The organism is Trinickia acidisoli (assembly GCF_017315725.1).
GTDB classification, from domain to species: domain Bacteria; phylum Pseudomonadota; class Gammaproteobacteria; order Burkholderiales; family Burkholderiaceae; genus Trinickia; species Trinickia acidisoli.
On the sequence record NZ_JAFLRG010000001.1, the window covers coordinates 3,827,862 to 3,850,139 of the forward strand.

General features: G+C 65.2%; 20 protein-coding genes and 1 tRNA gene. 5 read left to right on the forward strand and 16 right to left on the reverse strand.

The annotated features are described in order from the left end of the window. Positions 1–28: 28 nt before the first annotated feature. From gatB to gatC, 3 genes are read right to left on the reverse strand one after another with little or no spacing between them, the layout of a single operon-like run. Complete coding sequence (gene gatB, locus J3485_RS17595) at positions 29–1,504, reverse strand: Asp-tRNA(Asn)/Glu-tRNA(Gln) amidotransferase subunit GatB (RefSeq protein WP_206955233.1); 1,476 nt, start codon at positions 1,502–1,504, stop codon at positions 29–31. Beyond that, entirely contained in the window at positions 1,501–3,003 is a 1,503-nt protein-coding gene (gene gatA / locus J3485_RS17600) for an Asp-tRNA(Asn)/Glu-tRNA(Gln) amidotransferase subunit GatA (RefSeq protein WP_206955235.1), read from the reverse strand. Before gatA ends, gatB begins: the two co-directional genes overlap by 4 nt. Before the next feature lie 41 nt (positions 3,004–3,044). Then, positions 3,045–3,344 carry an Asp-tRNA(Asn)/Glu-tRNA(Gln) amidotransferase subunit GatC gene (gatC, locus tag J3485_RS17605; RefSeq protein ID WP_206955238.1) on the reverse strand — a complete coding sequence of 100 codons (300 nt, stop codon included), beginning with the start codon at positions 3,342–3,344 and terminating at the stop codon, positions 3,045–3,047. Positions 3,345–3,723: 379 nt separating this feature from the next. On the opposite strand from gatC, the gene J3485_RS17610 reads away from it, so the two are divergent. The 5 genes from J3485_RS17610 (at position 3,724) to rodA (ending at position 10,050) form a co-directional block, all read left to right on the forward strand. Further along, positions 3,724–4,767 (forward strand): rod shape-determining protein, encoded by a 1,044-nt coding sequence (locus J3485_RS17610; RefSeq protein WP_017772379.1) that lies wholly within the window; start codon positions 3,724–3,726, stop codon positions 4,765–4,767. 101 nt (positions 4,768–4,868) lie between these two features. Continuing rightward, positions 4,869–5,849 (forward strand): rod shape-determining protein MreC, encoded by a 981-nt coding sequence (gene mreC, locus J3485_RS17615; RefSeq protein ID WP_206955240.1) that lies wholly within the window; start codon positions 4,869–4,871, stop codon positions 5,847–5,849. Next, the gene (mreD, locus tag J3485_RS17620) at positions 5,846–6,358 is read left to right on the forward strand and encodes a rod shape-determining protein MreD (RefSeq protein ID WP_206955249.1); all 513 of its coding nucleotides are present in this window, start codon (positions 5,846–5,848) and stop codon (positions 6,356–6,358) included. The genes mreC and mreD overlap by 4 nt, the downstream gene beginning before the upstream one ends. A 42-nt stretch (positions 6,359–6,400) precedes the next feature. Beyond that, positions 6,401–8,890 carry a penicillin-binding protein 2 gene (gene mrdA / locus J3485_RS17625; protein ID WP_206955256.1) on the forward strand — a complete coding sequence of 830 codons (2,490 nt, stop codon included), beginning with the start codon at positions 6,401–6,403 and terminating at the stop codon, positions 8,888–8,890. Between the two features lie 11 nt (positions 8,891–8,901). Beyond that, complete coding sequence (gene rodA, locus J3485_RS17630) at positions 8,902–10,050, forward strand: rod shape-determining protein RodA (protein ID WP_206955266.1); 1,149 nt, start codon at positions 8,902–8,904, stop codon at positions 10,048–10,050. A gap of 10 nt (positions 10,051–10,060) precedes the next feature. Here the strand turns inward: rodA and J3485_RS17635 are convergent, their stop codons facing one another. From J3485_RS17635 to fmt, 13 genes are all read right to left on the reverse strand, one after another. After that, positions 10,061–10,771, reverse strand: a complete 711-nt coding sequence (locus tag J3485_RS17635; RefSeq protein WP_374192446.1) for a tetratricopeptide repeat protein — start codon at positions 10,769–10,771, stop codon at positions 10,061–10,063. A gap of 11 nt (positions 10,772–10,782) precedes the next feature. Continuing rightward, a complete protein-coding gene (locus J3485_RS17640) occupies positions 10,783–11,565 on the reverse strand; it encodes an HpcH/HpaI aldolase family protein (protein WP_206955271.1) in 783 nt (260 codons plus the stop codon). A gap of 283 nt (positions 11,566–11,848) precedes the next feature. After that, positions 11,849–12,295, reverse strand: coding sequence for a 6-carboxytetrahydropterin synthase QueD (gene queD / locus J3485_RS17645; protein WP_206955862.1), 447 nt, complete (start codon positions 12,293–12,295; stop codon positions 11,849–11,851). Between the two features lie 9 nt (positions 12,296–12,304). Next, positions 12,305–12,937 (reverse strand): 7-carboxy-7-deazaguanine synthase, encoded by a 633-nt coding sequence (gene queE / locus J3485_RS17650; RefSeq protein WP_206955274.1) that lies wholly within the window; start codon positions 12,935–12,937, stop codon positions 12,305–12,307. 79 nt (positions 12,938–13,016) lie between these two features. Next, positions 13,017–13,748, reverse strand: a complete 732-nt coding sequence (gene queC, locus J3485_RS17655) for a 7-cyano-7-deazaguanine synthase QueC (RefSeq protein ID WP_206955283.1) — start codon at positions 13,746–13,748, stop codon at positions 13,017–13,019. Between the two features lie 274 nt (positions 13,749–14,022). Next, positions 14,023–14,098 (reverse strand) — tRNA-Phe (locus J3485_RS17660). A 103-nt stretch (positions 14,099–14,201) separates the two neighbouring features. Further along, on the reverse strand, positions 14,202–14,894 hold the full coding sequence (gene esaR / locus J3485_RS17665; protein WP_206955292.1) for a response regulator transcription factor EsaR: 693 nt from the start codon (positions 14,892–14,894) through the stop codon (positions 14,202–14,204). Beyond that, on the reverse strand, positions 14,895–17,306 hold the full coding sequence (locus J3485_RS17670; RefSeq protein WP_206955294.1) for a sensor histidine kinase: 2,412 nt from the start codon (positions 17,304–17,306) through the stop codon (positions 14,895–14,897). It abuts the gene before it with no gap. After that, entirely contained in the window at positions 17,296–17,889 is a 594-nt protein-coding gene (locus tag J3485_RS17675; RefSeq protein ID WP_206955296.1) for a DUF4390 domain-containing protein, read from the reverse strand. The genes J3485_RS17670 and J3485_RS17675 overlap by 11 nt, the downstream gene beginning before the upstream one ends. Next, positions 17,886–19,319 carry a 16S rRNA (cytosine(967)-C(5))-methyltransferase RsmB gene (rsmB, locus tag J3485_RS17680; RefSeq protein WP_206955298.1) on the reverse strand — a complete coding sequence of 478 codons (1,434 nt, stop codon included), beginning with the start codon at positions 19,317–19,319 and terminating at the stop codon, positions 17,886–17,888. The genes J3485_RS17675 and rsmB overlap by 4 nt, the downstream gene beginning before the upstream one ends. Before the next feature lie 186 nt (positions 19,320–19,505). Next, complete coding sequence (gene htpX / locus J3485_RS17685; protein ID WP_206955300.1) at positions 19,506–20,363, reverse strand: zinc metalloprotease HtpX; 858 nt, start codon at positions 20,361–20,363, stop codon at positions 19,506–19,508. A 128-nt stretch (positions 20,364–20,491) separates the two neighbouring features. Then, positions 20,492–21,142 (reverse strand): LysE family translocator, encoded by a 651-nt coding sequence (locus tag J3485_RS17690; RefSeq protein ID WP_206955301.1) that lies wholly within the window; start codon positions 21,140–21,142, stop codon positions 20,492–20,494. 94 nt (positions 21,143–21,236) lie between these two features. Beyond that, a complete protein-coding gene (fmt, locus tag J3485_RS17695; RefSeq protein WP_206955303.1) occupies positions 21,237–22,235 on the reverse strand; it encodes a methionyl-tRNA formyltransferase in 999 nt (332 codons plus the stop codon). Between the last annotated feature and the right edge of the window lie 43 nt (positions 22,236–22,278).

Sequence of the window (22,278 nt, forward strand, 5' to 3'; positions counted from 1 at the left end):
CCCTCTCGTCCCCTCTCGTTGGTGAGACTCAGGAAAGCTTCTTCTTGAGCAACTCGTTCACTTGCTGCGGATTGGCCTTGCCTTTCGTCGCCTTCATGGCTTGACCGATCAGCGCGTTGAACGCCTTTTCCTTGCCGGCGCGGAATTCTTCGACCGATTTCTGATTCGCCGCGAGCACCTCGTCGATGATCGCTTCGAGCGCACCGGTATCGGAGATCTGCTTCAGCCCCTTCGCGTCGATGATACGATCGGCCGCGCCTTCGTCGGCCGCCTTTTCTTCCCAAATGGCGAGGAAGATTTCCTTCGCGAGCTTGTTCGAGATCGTACCGTCCGCGATCCGCTGCAGGACGAGCGCCAGTTGCGCGGCCGACACGGGGCAGGCATCGATCTCGAGCCCGTCGCGATTCAGTTGCGACGACACTTCGCCCATCAGCCAGTTCGCGGCCGCCTTCGCCTGCGCCGCGCCCGCCTTCGCGACGACGGCCTCGAAGTAGCCGGCCATCGCCTTGCTCGAAGTGAGCACCGTCGCATCGTAAGGCGTCACGCCGTATTGTTCGGCGAAGCGCTGCTGCATCGATGCCGGCAGTTCGGGCATTTCGCCCCGCACGCGCTCGATCCAGGCCGCATCGATGACGAGCGGCATCAGATCGGGGTCGGGGAAATAGCGGTAGTCATGCGCATCTTCCTTGCTGCGCATCGAACGCGTTTCGCGGCGGTCGGGATCGTAGAGGCGCGTTTCCTGCACCACCGTCCCGCCGTCCTCGATCAATTCGATCTGGCGGCGTACCTCGAACTGGATCGCCTCTTCGAGGAAACGGAACGAGTTCAGGTTTTTGATTTCGGCGCGCGTGCCGAATTCCTTCTGCCCGACGGGGCGCACGGAGACGTTGGCGTCGCAGCGGAACGAGCCTTCCTGCATGTTGCCGTCGCAGATGCCGAGCCAAACGACGAGCGCGTGCAGCGACTTCGCGTAGGCCACGGCCTCCGCGGCGCTGCGCATCTCGGGTTCGGTGACGATTTCGAGCAGCGGCGTGCCCGCGCGGTTCAGGTCGATGCCCGTCATGCCGGCGAAGTCTTCATGCAGCGATTTGCCCGCGTCTTCCTCGAGGTGCGCGCGCGTCAACTGAATGGTCTTCTCGTACGCCGCGGTGCCGGCCTTCTCGTTCGCGGGCACTTGGATCGTGATCGTGCCGCCTTGCACGACGGGGATCTCGTACTGGCTGATCTGATAGCCCTTCGGCAGATCGGGGTAGAAGTAATTCTTGCGCGCGAAAATGCTGCGCGGCGCGACCGTCGCGCCGATCGCGAGGCCGAAGCGAATCGCGCGCTCCACGGCGCCGCGGTTCATCACGGGCAGCACACCCGGCAACGCCAGGTCGACTACGCACGCTTGCGTGTTGGGCTCGGCGCCGAAACGCGTCGATGCCCCCGAGAAAATCTTCGAGACGGTCGAAAGCTGCGCGTGCGTCTCGAGACCGATAACGACTTCCCATTCCATATTCATGCCTCCCGCGCAGCCGCTTGCGGCGCTCGCGTGTGCCAATCCGTTGCACGCTGGAACGCATCGGCGACCTGCAGCATACGGGCTTCGTCGAAATAGTTGCCGATGATCTGCAGGCCGACAGGGCGGCCCGCGCCGGCGCCCGTGCCGAAGCCGCACGGCACGCTCATGCCGGGCAAGCCGGCCAGGCTGACCGACAGCGTGTAAATGTCGGCCAGGTACATCTGGACGGGATCGTCTCCCTTGGCGCCGATGTCCCACGCGACCGAGGGCGCAACCGGGCCCATGATGAAATCGCAAGTCTTGAAGGCTTCTTGAAAGTCCTGGGCGATGATGCGGCGGATCTTTTGCGCCTGCAGATAGTAGGCGTCGTAGTAGCCGTGCGACAACACGTACGCGCCCACCATGATGCGGCGCTTGACCTCGGGGCCGAACCCTTGCGCACGCGACTTCTTGTACATGTCGAGCAAGTCGCGGTATTCGCTCGCGCGGTGGCCGTAACGCACGCCGTCGAAACGCGACAGATTCGACGACGCTTCGGCCGGTGCGAGCACGTAGTAGACGGGAATCGAAAGCTCTGTTTTAGGCAGCGACACGGGCACGAGCGTCGCGCCGAGCGCCTCGTATTGCTTGAGCGCGGCGTCGACGGCCGCGCGCACGTCATCGGCGAGACCCGCGCCGAAATACTCGGCGGGCAGCCCGATGCGCAGGCCGGCGAGCGGCTTGCCGGCGGGTGCGGCGGACGTGAAGGGCTGACCCAAGTAGCGGGTGTAGTCTTCATCGGCGCGTTGCAGGCTCGTCGAGTCGCGCTCGTCGAAGCCGGCCATCGCGCCGAGCAGCAGGGCGCAATCGGCCGCGCTCTTGGCCAACGGGCCACCCTGATCGAGCGACGAGGCGAACGCGATCATCCCGTAGCGCGAGACGCGCCCATAGGTGGGCTTGATGCCCGTCACGCCCGAGAACGACGCAGGCTGACGGATCGAGCCGCCCGTATCCGTCGCCGTCGCGGCGGGAGCCAGACGCGCGGCCACGGCCGCGGCCGAGCCGCCGGACGAGCCGCCCGGCACCGCGTGCGTGTTCCAGGGGTTGCGCACGGGGCCGAACGCCGAATTCTCGTTGGACGAGCCCATCGCGAACTCATCCATGTTCGTCTTGCCGAGCGTCACCATGCCGGCGCTCGCGAGGCGCTCGACGACGGTCGCATCGAACGGACTTTCGTAGCCCGCGAGCATCTTGGAGCCCGCCGTCGAATGCCAGCCGCGCGTGACGAACACATCCTTGTGCGCGACGGGCAGGCCGGTGAGCGGCGTGCCCTCGCCGCGCGCGAGCCGCGCATCGGCGGCACGCGCCTGCTCGAGCGTGCGCTCGGGCTCGACCTCGATGAACGCGTTCAGCTCGCTCGCCGCGTCGATCCGCTTCAGATAGAGCTGCGCGAGCTCGACGGCGGAAATCGCCTTGCTTGCGAGCGCGCTCGCAAGCTCGCTCAAACTTTTTTCGTACATGTCGTTTTCTTTCCGTAGATCCGTCAAGACCGTCAAGGCCGTTATTCGATCACCTTGGGGACCAGATACAGCCCCTCTTGCACGGCGGGCGCGCAGCGCTGAGAGGCATCGCGATCGACCGCTTCGGTGACGGCGTCCGGGCGCAGCCGCAGCGCGACGTCCTCGATCTGCTCGATCGGATGGGCGAGCGGCACGATGCCGGACGTATCCACGGCCTGCATTTGCTCGACGAGCCCGAAAAACTCGTTGAGCTGGGCGAGCGTGTGCTCGCAATCGGCGTCGGCCAATTCGAGCCGCGCGAGATGGGCGATGCGTTTCACATCGGTCAGGGTCAAAGCCATGCGTTTCACCGGAGGCAAGGGCAAGGCGCAACGCGGAAAAAAACAATGTTGCGCCAGTGAGTTAGGGCGTTGGATCGGACCCTCGTACAGGGGGCCGGCAACGGCAAAAAGGACCGCCCGTTTACTACAAATAGGTCGAAATTATAAGGTATCATTACGCGTTCGATCCAAACCCGGACAGCCCTGCCCCAGGCCACTCGGCGCCTCAGAATAAGCCGCCGCCTCGCGAGCCACGGCCTCCGGTCGAATTCTTTGCAGCTTCGCGCTCGCGTGGCGGCGCTCGAACGGCAGCCGCTCAGAACCCGAAGCTTTTATTTTTTCCGCCGCCGCGCGGCGCCATCACGGCGAAGCCCGGCCTCTCCCGCGAGACAGGAATTTCATGTTCGGCTTTTTGCGCAGCTACTTCTCCAACGACCTGGCAATTGATCTCGGCACCGCCAACACGCTGATCTACATGCGCGGCAAGGGCATCGTCCTCGACGAACCGTCCGTCGTGTCGATTCGTCAGGAAGGCGGCCCCAACGGCAAGAAAACCATCCAGGCAGTCGGCCGCGAGGCCAAGCAAATGCTCGGTAAGGTGCCGGGCAACATCGAAGCGATCCGCCCGATGAAGGACGGTGTCATCGCCGATTTCACGGTCACCGAGCAGATGATCAAGCAGTTCATCAAAACGGCCCATGAATCGCGCATGTTCTCGCCCTCCCCGCGCATCATCATCTGCGTGCCGTGCGGCTCGACGCAAGTCGAGCGTCGCGCGATCAAGGAAGCGGCCCACGGCGCCGGCGCCTCGCAGGTCTACCTGATCGAGGAGCCGATGGCGGCCGCGATCGGTGCGGGCCTGCCCGTGTCGGAAGCGACGGGCTCGATGGTCGTCGACATCGGCGGCGGCACGACCGAAGTCGGCGTGATCTCGCTCGGCGGTATCGTCTACAAGGGCTCCGTGCGCGTGGGCGGCGACAAGTTCGACGAAGCGATCGTCAACTACATCCGCCGCAACTACGGCATGCTGATCGGCGAGCAAACGGCCGAAGCGATCAAGAAGGAAATCGGCTCGGCGTTCCCCGGCTCCGAAGTCAAGGAAATGGAAGTAAAAGGGCGCAATCTGTCGGAGGGCATTCCGCGCAGCTTCACGATCTCGAGCAACGAAATCCTCGAAGCGCTGACCGATCCGCTCAATCAGATCGTGTCGTCGGTCAAGATCGCGCTCGAGCAAACGCCGCCGGAACTCGGCGCCGACATCGCCGAGCGCGGCATGATGCTGACGGGCGGCGGCGCGCTGCTGCGCGATCTCGATCGCCTGCTGGCCGAAGAAACGGGCCTGCCCGTGCTTGTCGCCGAAGATCCGCTGACCTGCGTCGTGCGCGGCTCCGGAATGGCGCTCGAGCGCATGGACAAGCTCGGCAGCATCTTTTCGTACGAGTGACGTCGCAGGCATGCCGCGCGCGCATCGCTCGTTCATCGCCGATCGAGCAATGATGCGCGCCGCCCCGGTACCCGCCAACGTTCACGCTTTCGGCGTCGACCATGGAATACAGTCCGCCGCCTCTATTTAAGCAAGGCCCGTCCGCGCTTGCGCGGCTCATCTTCTTCGTCGTCCTCTCGCTGGTGCTGCTGGTCTCCGACGCACGCTTCAAGACGCTCGAAGTCGTGCGCGCCGTGCTCGATGCGGGGCTCTATCCGCTGCAGCGCGCGGCGCTCTTGCCGCGCGACCTCGTGCTGGGGGCGGCGCAGTTCGCCGTCGCGAACAACACGCTGCGGCGCGACAATCAAACGCTCACGGCCAAGAATCTCCAGCTTTCGCTGCAGGCCAATCAAGTCGCCACGCTCACGGCCGAAAACATGCATCTGCGCGCGCTGCTCGGCTTGTCGCACAATGTCACGACGCAGTCGATCCCGGCCGAAGTGCAGTACGGCATGCGCGATCCGTTCACGCAGAAAGTCGTGATCGGACGCGGCTCGCAGCAAGGCGTTCAAAACGGCTCGCCGGTCGTCAGCGAAGACGGCATGATCGGACAGGTCACGCGTGTGTTCCCGATGCAATCGGAAGTCACGCTGCTGACCGACAAAGACGAAGCGGTGCCCGTCGAAGTCGTGCGCACGGGCTTGCGCAGCGTCGTCTACGGCACCGCGACCGGCGACACGCTCGAGCTGCACTTCGTGCCGATCAGCGCCGACGTGGTGGCCGGCGACGAACTCGTCACGAGCGGGCTCGACGGCGTCTACCCGGAAGGGCTGCCCGTCGCGAAGGTCGTGCGCGTCGACAAGCAGGCCGATACGGCGTTCGCACGTGTCGTCTGCGTGCCGGTGGCGGCCGTGCGCGGCGCACGCGACGTGCTCGTGCTCCACTACAAGAGCGACGTCCCAGCGCGCCCCGAGGCGCCCGCGCCCGCTTCTCAACCGAAGGACGCCAAGGCGAAGAAGGCCGAGAAGGCCGCGCCCCCCGCGGCCGAGGCGAAAGCCCATAGCGCGGCCGCCCCGCGCGCCGCATCGGGAGCCCGGCGATGAATCGTCCGCAATACATCCTGCTGCCGGTCAACCCCTATTTCATCGGATTCAGCCTCGCCGCGGCGTTCTTGCTGAACCTGATGCCGTGGGGCCGGCTCATCGGCGTACCCGATTTCGTCGCACTCGTCCTGCTGTTTTGGAACGTGCATCAGCCGCGCAAGGTCGGCATGGGCATCGCGTTCTTTCTCGGGCTCTTGATGGACGTGCATGACGCCAGCCTGCTCGGCGAGCACGCGCTCGCCTATACGCTGCTCTCGTACGGCGCGATCACGATCCATCGACGCGTGCTGTGGATGCCGCGCGGCGTGCAGGTTTTCGCGGTCGCGCCGCTGCTCGTGATCGCGCAGTTCGTGCCGTTCGTCATTCGCTTGTTGACCGGCGCCGCGTTCCCGGGCTGGGGCCAGCTCGTGCACGGTTTCGTCGAGGCGGCGTTGTGGCCGCTCACCTGTTCGCTGCTTCTCATGCCGCAGCGCCGCCCGGCCGACCCGGACGACACGCGGCCTATTTGAGGGCCCATTGAGGGCCGATTTGAGCGCACCTCGCGCTAAAGCATGACGGAATTCAAAAACACCCAGTTGCAGCTCTCGAAGTTCCGCTTCCGCGTGGCGGCGGCGGGGCTGTTCGTGCTCGTCTGCTTCGGGCTCTTGATCCTGCGCTTTCTGTTCCTGCAGGTCTGGCACTACAGCAAGTATTCGCTCGAGGCCGAGGAGAACCGGATCTCGGTCGCGCCGATCGTCCCCAATCGCGGCATCATCACCGATCGCAACGGCGTCGTGCTCGCCCGCAACTATTCGGCGTATACGCTCGAGATCACGCCGTCCAAGCTCGACGACACGCTCGACCACGTCATCGACAAGCTCTCGACGGTTATCACGATCGACGCGCGCGATCGCCGCCGCTTCAAAAAGCTGCTCGAGGATTCGAAGAATTTCGAAAGCCTGCCGATCCGCACGCGCTTGACCGACGAGGAAGTCGCGCGCTTCACGGCGCAGCGCTTTCGCTTTCCCGGCGTGGACGTGCGTGCGCGGCTGTTCCGCCAATATCCGCTCGGCACGACGGCTGCGCACGTGATCGGCTATATCGGCCGCATTTCGCAGCGCGATCAGGAAAAAATCGACGCCGTCAGCGAACAGAACGACAGCGATCCCGATCATTACGATCCGCGCCTCGACGCCAACAACTACAAGGGAACCGACTACATCGGCAAGATCGGCGTCGAGCAGAGCTACGAGGCCGAACTGCACGGCCTGACGGGCTTCGAGGAAGTGGAAGTGACGGCGGGCGGCCGCCCCGTGCGCACGCTCTCGCGCACGCAGGCAACGCCGGGCAACAATCTCGTGCTCTCGCTCGACATCGGCGTGCAAGAGGTGGCCGAGCAAGCGTTCGCAGGCAAGCGCGGCGCACTCGTCGCGATCGAGCCGTCGACGGGCGACGTCCTCGCGTTCGTGTCGGCGCCGAGCTTCGATCCGAACGCGTTCGTCGACGGCATCGATCAACAGACGTGGGACGAGCTCAACAATTCGCCCGATCACCCGCTGCTGAACCGGCCGCTGCACAGCGCCTACCCGCCGGGCTCGACCTACAAGCCGTTCATGGCGCTCGCGGCGCTGACGCTGCACAAGCGCACGCCCGAATGGGGTTTCCACGATCCCGGCTTCTACCAGTTCGGCGGACACACGTTCCGCAACGACGTGCCGCAAGGCCAGGGCTGGATCGACATGAACCGCGCGATCATGGTGTCGAACGACACTTACTTCTACATGCTCGCGCACGATCTCGGCGTCAACGCAATCGCCAAGTTCATGAAGCCGTGGGGCTTCGGGCAACTGACCGGGATCGACATCGCCGGCGAAGCACGCGGCATCCTGCCGTCCACCGAATGGAAGAAGAAGGCATACCGCAAACCCGAACAGCAGCGCTGGTATGAAGGCGAGACGATCAGCCTCGGCATCGGCCAAGGGTACAACTCGTTCACGATGCTGCAGCTCGCGCACGCCACGGCGACGCTGGCCGACAACGGCATCGTCATGCGCCCCCACCTCGTCAAGGAAATCGAGAACCCGATCACGCGCGAAATGCGGCTCACGGTGCCGCACGAGAGCGGCCGCATCGACGTGAGCCAAGCCGATATCGACGTCGTCAAGCGCGGTATGGTGGCCGTGACGAGCAACCCCTCCGGCACGGGCTACGAGGTCTTCCGCAATGCGCCTTACACGGTGGCCGGCAAGACCGGTACCGCGCAGGTGTTTTCGCTGCAAGGCCAGAAATATCACGGCGGCGCGATCCCCGAGCGTTTGCGCGACCACTCGCTGTTCATCGCGTTCGCGCCGGCCGATCATCCGACGATCGCCGTCGCCTGTATCGTCGAAAACGGCGGATGGGGCGCCAGCGCGGCCGGCCCGATCGTGCGTCGCGTGCTCGACTATTACCTGCTCCAGCGGGGCAAGCCCGGCGTGCTGCAGGCCGCTGTCGCCGCCGCCGCCTCGGCCACGCAAACAACGGCGGTGCCGGTCATCGGCGCATCGGATGCCGACGCCAATGCCGATGCCGACGGCACGGCAGCCCCCGTCAAGGTTGCGGTCGGATTCGCGGCGCTGCCGCTGCCGGCGGTGCCGGCGTCCGCACCGCATGACGCGTCGGCACCGCTGATCGCATCGGATGTCGTCGCCGCATCGCAAACGGCCTCGACGTCGAATACGACTGCAGCCGCAGCGGCCACCTCGGGGGCGAGCGCAGCCGTAGCCGCCGGTCCGTCCGGACGCAGCGGTCAGCCCGGTTCGCGCGCGACGGCGGCCGCATCCGCGCCGCCGGCCCGTTCGGCGGCCTCGGCACCGCGGCCTCCGGCCGCCGAAGCAATGCGGCGTTTGCATAAAGGTGCGGCCTCGGGTGCAGCCGCCAACGGCGCGACCCCGGCACCGCAGAAGCGGCGTGCACCATCCGACGCGGCCGCCAGCGCCGCGCTCGCCGTGCCGCGGGAAAACCGCGGCGATGTGCAGACGGGCGCCGCCGCCACGCCGGACGCGTCCGGCCCCAACGATTAACGGAGAAAGGCATGCCCTTCGATAAGCGCGCCTGGCTCGACCGCTTCAAGAAGATGTTCGCCGGCTTCGATCGTCCGCTCGCGCTGACGGTGTTTCTGCTGTTGTGCGTCGGCATCGTCACGCTCTACAGCGCGAGCATCGACGTCCCCGGGCGCGTCGAAGACCAACTACGCAACATCCTGCTGACGTTCGTTTTGATGTGGGTGCTCGCCACGATCCCGCCGCAAACGCTGATGCGCTTTGCCGTCCCGCTCTATACGTTCGGCATCGCGATGCTCGTCGCGGTAGCGATGTTCGGCGTCACGAAAAAGGGAGCGAAGCGCTGGATCAACGTCGGCGTCGTCATTCAGCCATCGGAAATCTTGAAAATCGCCACGCCGCTGATGCTGGCGTGGTACTACCAGCGCCGGGAGAGCTCGATCCGCTGGTACGACTTCATCGTCGGCTTCGTGATCTTGCTGGTGCCGGTGGGGTTGATCGCCAAGCAGCCGGATCTCGGCACGGCCGTGCTCGTGTTCGCAGCGGGGCTCTTCGTCATCTACTTCGCCGGCCTCTCGTTCAAGCTGATCGTGCCGGTGCTGATCGCGGCCGTCATCGGGGTCAGCCTCATCGCGACCTTTCAAGAGAAAATCTGCCAGCCGCAAGTGCAGTGGCCGTTGATGCACGACTATCAAAAGCACCGCATCTGCACGCTGCTCGACCCGACGTCCGACCCGCTCGGCAAGGGGTTCCATACGATCCAAGCCGTCATTGCGATCGGCTCGGGCGGCCCGCTCGGCAAGGGTTGGCTCAAAGGTACGCAGGCGCACCTGGACTTCATCCCCGAAAAGCATACCGACTTCATTTTTGCGGTGTTTTCGGAGGAATTCGGGCTCGTCGGCGAGCTCGTACTGCTGACGCTCTATACGGCGCTGATCGCGCGAGGGCTCTATATCGCGGCCAACGGCGCGACGCTATTCGGCCGGCTGCTCGCCGGTTCGTTGACGATGGCGTTTTTTACCTACGCATTCGTCAACGTCGGCATGGTCAGCGGAATCTTGCCCGTCGTCGGCGTGCCGCTGCCGTTCATGAGCTACGGCGGCACCGCGCTGACGACGCTCGGGATCGCCGTCGGCCTCATCATGAGCGTCGGCCGACAGAAGCGGCTGATGAAGAGTTGATCGCTCCGCGCTATTTCGACTGCTGCTTCTTGGCCTCGTCCTGCAGCTCCCGGCTCAGATCCTGATACTTGAGTCGGGCGGCCGGATCGCCCTGGGCCGCCGCCGCCGCATAATAGGCTCGCGCGACGTTCAGATTGACCGTCACGCCGTCGCCGCCATGCTCGTAGAACGAGCCCGTGACGTACTGCGCGGTCATATCGCCTGCCTCCGCCGCCTTCTTGTACCAAATGAAGGCCTGCGCGTTGTCGCGTGGCGTGCCGCGTCCGTCGAGGAACTGGTTCGCCAGCGCCAGTTCCGCTTGCACATGGCCTTGCTGCGCCGCCTTGAGGAACCATTGGTGCGCGACGGCCGGGTCGCGCGCAACGAAGTCGCCGTCGTCGTACATCTTTCCATAGACGTATTGAGCATGCGACATGTTCGCCTGCGCCGCCTTGAGCAGCCACTTGCGACCTTCGTCGACGTTGGCCGTCGTGCCCTCCCCGTTGAGCAGCATCATGGCGTAATTGAACTCGGCAAGCCGATTGCCTTGATCGGCCGCCTCGCGAAACTCCTTGAGCGCCGTGCTGAGATTACCCGCGTTGTAATCGGCAACGGCCGTCTGCGTTTCGGCCTCCGCACCCGCTTGCGCCTGCGGCGCCGAGGCGGCCTGCGCCAGCGCACCGCTCGCTTGCGCGAACGCCGCGGCGCCGAGCACGAGCATCGATAGCATCCGCGTCTTCATCGTCTTTGGTCTCATGATCTCGCCTCCTGCAATGCCGCCCGCGTCGCGCGCACGAGCCAAATGACGTCCGCCGCGAGCGCGATCATGCGAAAACCCGCGTCACGGTACTGGCGTGCGCTCGCGACATCGAGTGCAAAAATGCCCGCCGGAATTCCGGCCTTGCTCGCCGCATCGGCGATTCGTGCGATCGCCGCCTGCACGTCCGGATGCTTCGAATCGCCAAGATAGCCGAGACTCGCTGCCAGATCGGCCGGCCCTATGAACAAGCAATCGACGCCGGGCGTGGCGGCGATGGCCTCGACGTCCGCCAGCGCCTGAGCCGATTCGATCTGTACGATCGTGGCGATTTGGGTGTTCGCGCTTTGGATGTAATCGCGGCGCGCGCCGAACGCGGCCGCGCGCACGGCGCCCGCGACGCCGCGCAACCCGTCGGGCGCATCGACGCCCGGATAGCGCGTCAGGCGAATCGCGTGCGCGGCATCCTCGGCCGATTCGATATTCGGAAACATCAGCGTGCGCGCACCCGCGTCGAGTACCCGCTTGACGAGCCAGCCTTCTCGCGCGGGCACACGCACGATCGGCTCGGTGGGCAAATGCGCGGCGGCGATCGCGCGCAACTGCGCGCTTACATCGGCCGAATCGTTCGGCGCATGCTCCATGTCGATGCAAAGCCAATCGAAGCCCGCGTGGGCGAGCGCTTCGGCCGCATCGGCACTGGCGAGCGACAACCAGAGCCCGAGCAGAGGCTCGCCTTCCTTCAGACGCTGCTTGAGGGGATTCGTGAACGCGCTCATCGGGGTGCTCCCTGCGCGCGCCACGCAAGCGCCGAGCGACGTACGCTCGCGGATGCGGTGGCCGGCATGTCTCGTTCCTTGGATCGGTCGTCGGCTGGCCGCGTCGCTGCGCAGCCTGCTCTGGCACGATCATACCCCGACAATAAATGCTCCGATGCGGGGCGACGAACACCCCTGAAAGCCTTACCTGCAAGGCCGGAGCATACCCCGTACCGCGAGCGTCAAGGGGCCGTTCACGGCGGCTTCGAGTTCTTTCGCTTGCCGGGAAACGGCCGAGCCGAACCTAGGCGTCGCGCACGACGTCGGCCCAGCAGTTCGGCGTTTCGTAGAGACGCACGTGCTGCAATCGCAAGTTGACGCCATAGTGCGCGTCATAGACCTGGGCCAGCGTATCGAAGGCTATCGCGGCCAAATTTTCGACGGTTGGGATGCGCTCGAGCACGACCGTTTTGTGGTCGGGCATCGATTGGAGGAATTCGCGCACGCGCGTATCGCCTTCGAAAACGAGGAACGCATGATCCCAGCGGCTCACGAGATGCTCGATCGCGAGCGACTTGACGTCGGCGAAGTCCATCACCATGCCGCGATCGGGTGCGCCTTCCGTTTCCACGACGTCGCCGCACAGCGTGATTTCGATCACATAGCGATGCCCGTGCAAGTTGCGGCACTGGCTGCGGTGGTCGGGAATGCGGTGGCCCGCATCGAATTCGAGTTTTCGAGTAATCGTCAGCACGGTGAATCAGGGAATGTTCAGATACTTGTGAGTCTGCATCGAGAGCCGCCAGCGCGGATGGCGCTTGCACCAATCGATCGCAAGACGGGTGTTGAGTTCGCGCGAAGGGCCGTCCATCGGTTGCACGAGAAAGTAGTCGAAGTCGAGCTCGGCATACTCGGCCAAACGTTGATTGTCCTGGGGCACGACGACCTTGAGTTCGTTGCCTTTCGTGACGATGAGCGGCGCATCGGCCTTCGGGCTGACGCAGATCCAATCGATCGACTCGAGCACGGGCAGCGAACCGTTCGTCTCGATCGCGACCTCGAAGCCCGCCGCATGCAGCGCGCCGACGAGCGACTCGTCCATCTGCAGCATCGGCTCGCCGCCCGTGCAGACGACGAACCGATGTCCCTCGCCCTCGGGCCAGAGCGAGGCGATCACGTCGACCAGCACGCGAGCGTCGCGATACTTCCCGCCGTTCTCGCCATCCGTGCCGACAAAATCGGTATCGCAGAAGCGGCAAACAGCGCTCTCGCGATCCTCCTCGCGGCCCGACCACAAGTTGCAGCCCGCAAACCGGCAAAACACGGCCGGGCGGCCGGCATTCGCGCCTTCGCCTTGCAACGTGTAGAAAACTTCCTTGACCGCGTACGTCATGCCGCTTCTTTCATCCGTCTCGATTTTAGGCCGATCCACGACGAATCGGCCCGACGCCTAGGCGCCTAAGCACCGCTAGCTACACCGGCTGCAACACCTTTTCACCGGCGAGAAACGCTTCGTAGCCGCGCTTGCGCAAACGACACGCCGGGCATTCGCCACAGCCGAAGCCCCAATGGTGCAACTCGGCGCGTTCGCCGACATAGCAGGTATGCGTCTCGATGCGCACCAATTCGACGAATGCCTCACCGCCCAGCTCGAGCGCGAGGCGCCAAGTATCGGCCTTGTCGAGCCACATGAGCGGCGTCTCGACGACGAAACGGCTGTCCATACCGAGGTTCAGCGCCACTTGCAGCGCCTTCATCGTATCGTCGCGGCAATCGGGGTAGCCCGAGAAGTCGGTTTCGCACATGCCGCCGACGAGCACCGACAGGCCCCGGCGGTAGGCAATCGCGGCGGCGATCGTCATGAACATCAAATTGCGGCCCGGCACGAACGTGTTCGGCAAACCGTTCGCCGCGGACTCGATCTGAATCTCGCGCGTCATGGCCGTGTCGCTGATCGAACCGAGCACGGACAGGTCGATCATATGATCGTCGCCGAGGCGCTCGGCCCAAGCCGGGAACGCCTGCGCAATCGCCTGACGCACGCCGTCGCGGCACTCGAGCTCGACGCGGTGGCGCTGGCCATAGTCGAAGCCGAGCGTCTCGACCGTCTCATAACGCTCGAGCGCCCAGGCCAGGCACGTGGTCGAATCTTGGCCGCCCGAAAACAGCACGAGCGCGCGATGCTTAGCGTCTGTCCGAATCACCGTGAATACTCCGTGGACCTGATCAATAGGGTGAGCGCGCGGCGCATGTCCGGGCGCGGCGCGCGCGCTGTGCCGCCCTGCGGTGCCAAGTATATGCTTCACCTCTCGAGGCCGAGCAGCGCGGCACTTATACTGCGGAGCAGAGGACACCCTCGCGGTGCGCCCTCCCCGGTCACGCCCGGTCACGCCCGGTCACGCGTTACCTGCCAATTCTCGCGGTGTGCGCCATGAGAAAAACCCCAAGGACCTTGCGGTTCTTGGGGTTCAATACTGCTGGTGGCCTGGGGCGGAATCGAACCACCGACACGCGGATTTTCAATCCGCTGCTCTACCAACTGAGCTACCGGGCCACGAAGAAGCGAGAGTATAGCAAGGAGTTGGAGGGGGCTCAAGCATTTTTCGCCGACGCGCTCCAAGCCGCCCCAACGGCCCAACGCCCAGCGGCGCCGCGCGTTACTCCCCCTTGTTCTTGCTCAAATCGACGCCGAGTTGCTTGAGCTTGCGATAAAGGTGCGTGCGCTCGAGCCCCGTCTTTTCCGCCACGCGCGTCATGCTGCCGTTTTCGCGCGCCAAGTGATATTCGAAGTAGGCGCGCTCGAACGCATCGCGCGCATCGCGCAGCGGGATGTCGAAGGAAATCGACGTGGGCTGCGCGGCCGCCGCGCTCACCGCCATTGCGTCGGCCGCGAGCATCGGCAACGCGACGGCTGCGGCGACCGTCGCCGCATTGACCGGCACCGCCGTCTTCATCACCGCGGCACCGGCGATCGGCATTGCCGAACTCCCGCGCGCGAGCCCCTGCTCGACCGCCTTGAGCAGCTTTTGCAGGGCGATCGGCTTTTCGAGGAAATTCAGCGCGCCGATCTTCGTCGCCTCGACCGCCGTGTCGATCGTCGCATGCCCCGACATCATAATGACGGGCATCGTCAACAGCCCCTGCGCCCCCCATTCCTTGAGCAGCGTCACCCCGTCGGTGTCGGGCATCCATATGTCGAGCAGCACGAGATCGGGTGCTTGACGCAGACGGGCGTCGCGCGCCTGCTGCGCGTTTTCCGCCACCTCCACGGCATGCCCCTCGTCGCTCAGGATTTCCGAGAGCAACTCCCGGATACCCATTTCGTCGTCTACCACCAGGATGGTTGCCATTTATGCTGCCCTTGTCTGCGCTATTGCTTTTGTCGTCCCCGGCACCGCACCGCCGTTCGAGGCCCAGCCGCCGACGGGTGCCGTGTCGTCTGCCAATTGCAGGAACAAAATCGAGATCTGCGCGCCTTCGATTGCCTCACCTGCTTTCACGCGATTGCGGATATCGACGCGTGCGCCGTGCTCGTCGGCGATCTTCTTGACCATCGCGAGCCCGAGCCCCGTTCCTTTTGCTTTCGTCGTCACGTAAGGTTCGAACGCGCGCGTGAGAATCCGTGCGGGAAAGCCAGGACCGTTATCGGACACGGTCAGGCGAACCGCAACGTGTATTTTGCCTTGGGCGTCGAGGTCGCCATATTCTACTGTCTTGGTTTCGATGACGACACGCGGGCTTGCGACGTCCGCCACCGCATCCTGCGCGTTTTGCAGCAAATTGTGGATGACTTGGCGCAGTTGCGTCGCATCGCCGCGGATCACGGGCAACGCCGACAACTCGGCCCTGATCGCGCTCTTGCCCTCTTCCACGCCGTACAACGCCAGTACTTCCGTCACGAGTTCGTTCAATTGCAGGTTCGCGAGGACCGCCGGCGGCGTGCGCGCGTAATCGCGGAAATCGTCGACCATCTGCTTCATCGCGGCGACTTGATTGACGATCGTCGTCGCGCCGCGCTTCAGTACCTCGGCATCGTGCGCCGACAGTTTATCGGCCAGCTTCATCTGCAGCCGCTCGGCCGATAGTTGGATCGGCGTGAGCGGATTCTTGATCTCGTGCGCGAGCCGCCGCGCAACTTCGCCCCATGCCGCCGAGCGCTGCGCGGAAATGACGTCGGAGATGTCGTCGAACACGACGACGTAACCGGCCGTGCCCACTTCGCCGCCACCCTCCGGCGGCGTCGCGGCCACGAGCCGCGTGCCGCGCACGAGCAACGTGAGCGACTCCGTCTCGCCCGGCACCGACACCGAAACCTGCTGCTGCCAATGGCCGCCGTCGTCGACGACCCCCTCGCTGGCCGCCTCGCGATCGGCAAAGGCCTTACGTACCATCGTCGCGAACTCGGCAAGCACGCCGATGTGCTCGAGCGATGCGCCGAGCATCGATTGGAACGGCTGCCGGAAGATGCGCTCGGCGCCGCGATTGGCCGTGGTCAAGCGGAACTGGCGATCGAGCACGAACACGCCCGCCGTCAGATTGGCGAGAATGCTCTCGAGGTAAGCCTTCGAGTGCTCGAGCGCCACGCGGTTGCGTTCGACGGCAGCCCGCGCCTCCGACAATTGGCGCGTCATCGCGTTGAACGATTGCGTCAGGAAGCCGAGTTCGTCGCGCGACTTGATCTCGCGCTTGGGCGTGTAATCGCCCTCGGCCACTTCCTTCGTGCCCTTGGCCAGCAGGAATAGCGGCCGCGCAAGCTGATTGCCGAGCGCGAGCGCAAGCATCATCGCGATGAAGGTCGCCAAAAAGAGCGCGAGCGTCAGCGTGCCAATATACATCTTGCGCAGGCCCGTGCGGCCCAGCGCTTTCTCTTGATACTCGCGATAGGCGCGCTGCACGGCGTCGGCATTGCGTGCGAGTGTCGGCGAGACAGGCTGCGTCAACTGCAGGAAACGCTCGGCCGGCTGCAGAAGCGATGCACTAACGTCAGGCACGAGCACCACCACGCGCAAAAGCAACGCGCCCTTGGCGCCCTTCGCGTGCGGGTCGCCGTCGACTTCGCCTTCGATCGCGGCGTAACCGCGGGTTCGGGCCTGGTCGAGCATGATCGGCGTGGGCAAATCGTCGGGCATCAGTGAAGCGATGTTGTTCGAGGCTTGCGCGATCACGTGCAACCCGGGCGACGCACCCGATACGCTGCGCGCCGATTCGACGAGCATCGCGTCCTGGATGCCGAATTGATCGCGCATGCGCAGCAACGTCAGCGTCGTATTCGTCGGTGCCGTGCTCGCGAGCTGCTCGGCCATCACGTGCGCCTTCGTCTGCAAATCGGACAGCGAGGCATCGAGCATCGCGCGCCCGAGGTTCAAGCCGGAAGTGAGCGCCGTTTCGACATTGACGTCGAACCACGACTCGATGCTGCGCGAAACGAACTGATACGACACCACGTAAATGATCGCGCCCGGCAGCACGCCGACGAGCGCGAAGAAGACGGCGAGCTTCGCGAGCAGCCGCGTGCCGAATTTGCCCTTGCGCAGCCGCGCTAGGATCATCACGACGAGCGCGAGAACGATCAGCAGGAAGACGAGCGCGACAGCGATGTTGGCCGCATAGAGCCACGAGTAGTAGCGATCGAAGAACTCGGTATTGGCGCTGGCCGCGGCGAGCAGCACGAGCAGCAGCAGCGCCGTGACGGCTACCGTCGAGACGATCACGCGGACGAGTATGCTTTGCACGTCCGCTTTTCGACGCACGCTATTTAGCACGTTCGGCCACCGTGAAGGTAAAGCGCTTCCAGTCGGAAGCGAGCGTCCAGTCTCGATTGTTGACCGCATCGACCTGGAACGGCTTGGGCATCAGCGCCGTGTCGAGCTGCATACGCACCGACGCCGTATACGTCTCCCCCGGCTGCGCCTGGTTGCGATCGATGACGTGCCAGGACGTGACGTGCTTGATGACGGCAAGCGCCTCGGTCAGCGACGAAAAGCCCTGCTGCAAGCCACCGCTCGATACGCGGTACTCGCGCGTCAGCGGTTGGAACGACAGGCGCAGCGTTTGCGTGATCGACACGGGCTGCTCGTCGAACCAATACCAGCGCGGCCGCGTGAGCTCGAACTCGGTCGTGAAATACAGCGGAATACCTTTGTTGACGGCGTCCTCCAAGCTGCTGTTCAGCTCGAAGTCGAAGCGCGCGTCGAGGCTCCAGCCCGTGCCGTCGGCCTGCAGCGACGCCCGCTGCACCGCGATCGTATCGGCGCGCGCCGGCCCCGCCGCAACGAGGCAAACGGTCAGCCACATCCAGAGCAAGGCCACGAGCCGAAGCCGAAAAAAGCGTTTGCTGATCGTCACCGTTTCTGAAAACGTGCGTAGAAAAAACCGTCGTGGTCGATGTCGGCACCGGTGCGCTCGGACTCGGCAGCATGCGTCCCGATCGGTAAAGGCGCCGAGAGCTCGGCCGCAGCGCCGGGGCAGGTCGGCAGCAGTTGGCCCGGCGCGCCCAATCGTACCGCATCTTCATGCGTGCTTTCAAACCAGCGCGCTTGTTCCTCGCCCTCTTCGGGGAAGATCGAGCAGGTAATGTAGAGCAGCTCCCCACCCGGCGCGAGCAGCGGCCACAGCGCCTCGAGGATGCGCCGCTGCTCCGCGACGAGCGCGGGGATATCCGTCGCGCGCCGCAGCCAGCGCACGTCGGGATGGCGCCGCACGATGCCGGATGCCGAGCAAGGCACATCGGCGAGAATGCGGTCGAACGGCCGAGCGTCGTACCACGCCGACGGCGCACCGGCGTCGCCGACGATCACGCTCGCGCTCAACCCGAGCCGCACTAGGTTTTCTTCGATGCGCGCCGCGCGCACGGGATCCGATTCGAGCGACACGAGTTCGACATCGGCCAATTCGAGTACGTGGCACGTCTTGCCGCCCGGCGCCGCGCACGCATCGAGCACGCGCATGCCGTCGCGTGCGCCAAGCTGCTCGGCCGCCCGCTGCGCGCCGGCATCCTGCACCGACACGACGCCTTGCGCAAAGCCCGGAATACGGTCGACAGGCAACGGCGACGCAAGCCTCACCGCATGCGGCCCGACCGCTGCGGCCGCGATGCCGTTCGCGTCGAGCGTGTGCAGATACTCGGCCACGGTGGCACGCCGCGCATTGACGCGCAGGGTGAGCGGCCCCGGTCGGTTACCGGCCGCAAGCACGTTCTGCCAGGCGTCGGGCCACGCGCGTCGCACCGCCTCGATCCACCAGACCGGATAGTTCCATTTCGCGACCGCCTCGGCTTGCGCCTTCTCGAGACATGCTTCGCGCTCCCGCAGGAAGGTGCGCAAAACGGCGTTGACGAGCCCCTTGGCGAATGCAAACTCGCGGCGCGCCCCGATGGCGGTGACTGCTTGATCGACGACCGTAAACGGGGTGTAGGCAGCGTGTTGCGCATCGTCGGCCAACAGGGCCAGCGCACAGGCAAGCACGTCGCCGACGTGCGCGGCAGGCGCCTTGCGTACGAGCTGTGCGATGAGGACATCGGCGGTGCCGAGCCGTCTCAGCGTGCGATAAGCGATGTCCTGGATGGCGCCTCGCGCGTGGCCCGCCATGGCCGCAGGCGCCGACACCGGCACGGCGGCAAGCGCCGCGGGCAACGCCATGCCCTTGCGCACGGCGCCCACGGCGAACGCCGCGCCGTCGAGCGCGAAGCCGAGCGAATCGGGCGCGAGATGCAGTGGGGAAAGGCGTGCTGCGACGGCTTTGGGCGCCACGCGGCGGTTGGAGGCAGATCGAGTCATGGAGCAAGCAAGCGTCGCGCGAAACAAACGCGACATTGTAACGCGGGGCACAGTTCGCCCCGACCGAGGGCGAGCGCTTGCCTCGCGTCGGCGCGCCAGCGGTCCAACCGGCGTCGCCGCGCGGCGATGAAAAACGGACCGGCTAGAACCCGCTCTACCAACTTCGCTCGGCCCGTGCGGGCAAGATCAGTCGTAACGGCCCGTGCGCGCCATCTCCGTGAGCCGCGCGATGCGTTCCTCGGTTGCCGGGTGGGTACTGAACAGGTTGGCTATTCCACCGCCGCTCAACGGGTTCAAAATCATCATTTGCGCGGTCGTGGGATGGGCTTCGGCAGCGGCAAACGGGATGCCGGCCGCAAAACGGTGAATCTTGTCGAGCGCGGAGGCGAGCGCTTGCGGATCGCCGGACAGTTGAGCGCCACTGCGATCGGCCTCGAATTCCCGGGCGCGCGAAATCGCCATTTGGATCATGGCGGCGGCGATCGGCGCGAGCAGCGCGACGGCAATGCCCGCGATCGGGTTGGCCCGACGCCCGTCCTCATCGCGCCCGCCGAAGAACATCGCGAAATTGGCGAGCGCCGATATCGCGCCGGCCATCGTCGCGGAGATCGTCGAAATCAGAATATCCCGATGCTTGACGTGCGAGAGCTCATGCGCCATCACGCCGCGCATTTCACGCTCGGACAAGATGCGCAGGATGCCGGTGGTCGCGGCGACGGCCGCGTGCTCGGGGTTGCGCCCCGTCGCGAAGGCGTTCGGCGCATTTTCGTTGATGAGATACACGCGCGGCATCGGCAGGCCCGCTCGCGTCGCGAGCTCGCGAACCATGCGATAGAACTGCGGCGCGCTCGTTTCGTCCACTTCCTGCGCGTTGTACATGCGCAGGACCATCTTGTCCGAGAACCAATACGAGAAGAAGTTCATCGCCAGCGCGATGACGAGCGCGAACATCATTCCGCGCGTGCCACCGATCATGCCGCCGATCACGACGAACAGGGCCGTGATCGCGGCCATCAGCATCGCGGTTTTGACCCAATTGAACATGTGCACTCCTTTTTCGTTTGCGCCCCGACGGCCAGCCCGACCGATGCCGCCCCTGGCGGCAGCGCTCAATTGTAAGCCATTCGTTAGATATCGGCTTACGCGAGCCGCGGCGAAAACGAAAATCCCCTTCAGCGCTGCATTGCCGCGAGCCTGAGCCCCAGGCCGACGAACGCGCTGCCGACCACGCGATCGAGCCATTTCTTCACCACGGGCTTGCCGCCCAGGCGCCGCGTGACGCTGCTCGCGACCCAAACGAGAAACACGCACCAAACGACGCTCATCGTGACGAAAACACCGCCCAACGTGAGAAACGCCAGCGCTTTGTGGTCGCTTTCGTTCGACACGAACTGAGGAAAGAACGAGACGAAGAAAAGCACGACCTTCGGGTTCAGCACGTTGGTCCAAAAACCCTGCAGATAGAGCTGCTTGAGCGGCCGCGAGCCTTGCACGAGACCCGCGCCCGCTTCGTCGGGGGCAGCCCGCGCTTTGGACGGCGAAGCGAATGCGAGACGCGCGCCGAGATAGATCAGGTAGATCGCGCCGGCGAACTTGATGACGGTAAACGCCGTGGCGGATGCGGCCAACAAAGCCGTCAGGCCGAACGCGCACGCGATCGTGTGCACGCAGCAGCCCGTGCAGATGCCGAGCGCGGACATCAAGCCGGCACCGCGGCCCTGCGCGACGCTGCGCCCGACGATGTACGCGGTATCCGGGCCCGGCGTCACGTTGAGCAAGAAGACGGCGGCGACGAAAAACGGAAAATGGACGATGCCGAACATGCGCTAGGTCTCCCTCGATTGAACACTTCGCCCCTCGATGATCGCACGGCCGCCGCGCTCGAGACATCTGTCTTTCAGCGGCGGCAGCCTGCGCTCAAATCGCTTCGGGCAATTGCAGCCGCTGGCCCGCCTTGAGCGTCGCGCCGGCCAAAAATTCGCGCGCGGGCAAGCGCTTGCCGCCCGGCTTTTGCAGTTGCGTAAGGCGCAAGGCCCCTTCGCCGCAGGCGATCAGCACGCCGTCGGACGAGACTTCGACGATCGTCCCCGGCGACGCGACGCCGGCGCCCACGCCCGCCGCCGAGATGGCCTCGGCGGCCCAGACCTTCAGCGCCGTGCCGTCCTCGAGCGTCGCGACGCCGCCCGGAAACGGATCGAACGCACGCACTTGCCGTGCGAGCGCAGCGGCAGACTCACGCCAGTCGAGCGCCGCCTCGTGCTTGCCGATCTTCTCCGCGTACGTCACGCCTTCCGCGGGCTGCGGCATCGACGGCAACGCGCCCGTGCGCTCGAGCGTCGAAAGCGCCTCGACGATGAGCTGCGCGCCTTGCGCGGCGAGCTTGTCGTGCAGCGTCGCCGTGGTATCGCGCGAAGCGATCGGCGTGCGCGCCACCTCGATCATCGCGCCTGTATCGAGCCCCGCATCCATCTGCATCAGCGTGATGCCCGTCTCGGCATCGCCGGCCTGAAGCGCGCGATGAATCGGCGCCGCGCCGCGCCAGCGCGGCAGCAGCGATGCGTGAATGTTGAGACAGCCGCGCGGCGGGATGTCGAGCACTTCCTGCGGCAGCAGCAAGCCGTACGCGGCCACGACCATCACGTCGTGCGGCGTCTCGCGCAGCCGGTCGATGGCCGCTGCCGCTTCCGCGGGGAACTTGCCGGCTCGCCGCAGCGATGGCGGCTGCGCGACGGGCAAGCCGTGCTCGAGCGCGTAGCGCTTGACGGCGCTCGCCTGCAACTTCATGCCGCGTCCGGCGGGCCGGTCGGGCTGCGTCAAGACGAGCGGCACGGGAAAGCCGGCCTCATGGATGGCGGCGAGCGCGGCGGAGGCGAACTCGGGCGTACCGGCGAAGACGACGCGCAGCGTATGAGTCATGGGGCGGGCGGAAACGGCAGGTATCGGATACGCGTCGGGATGG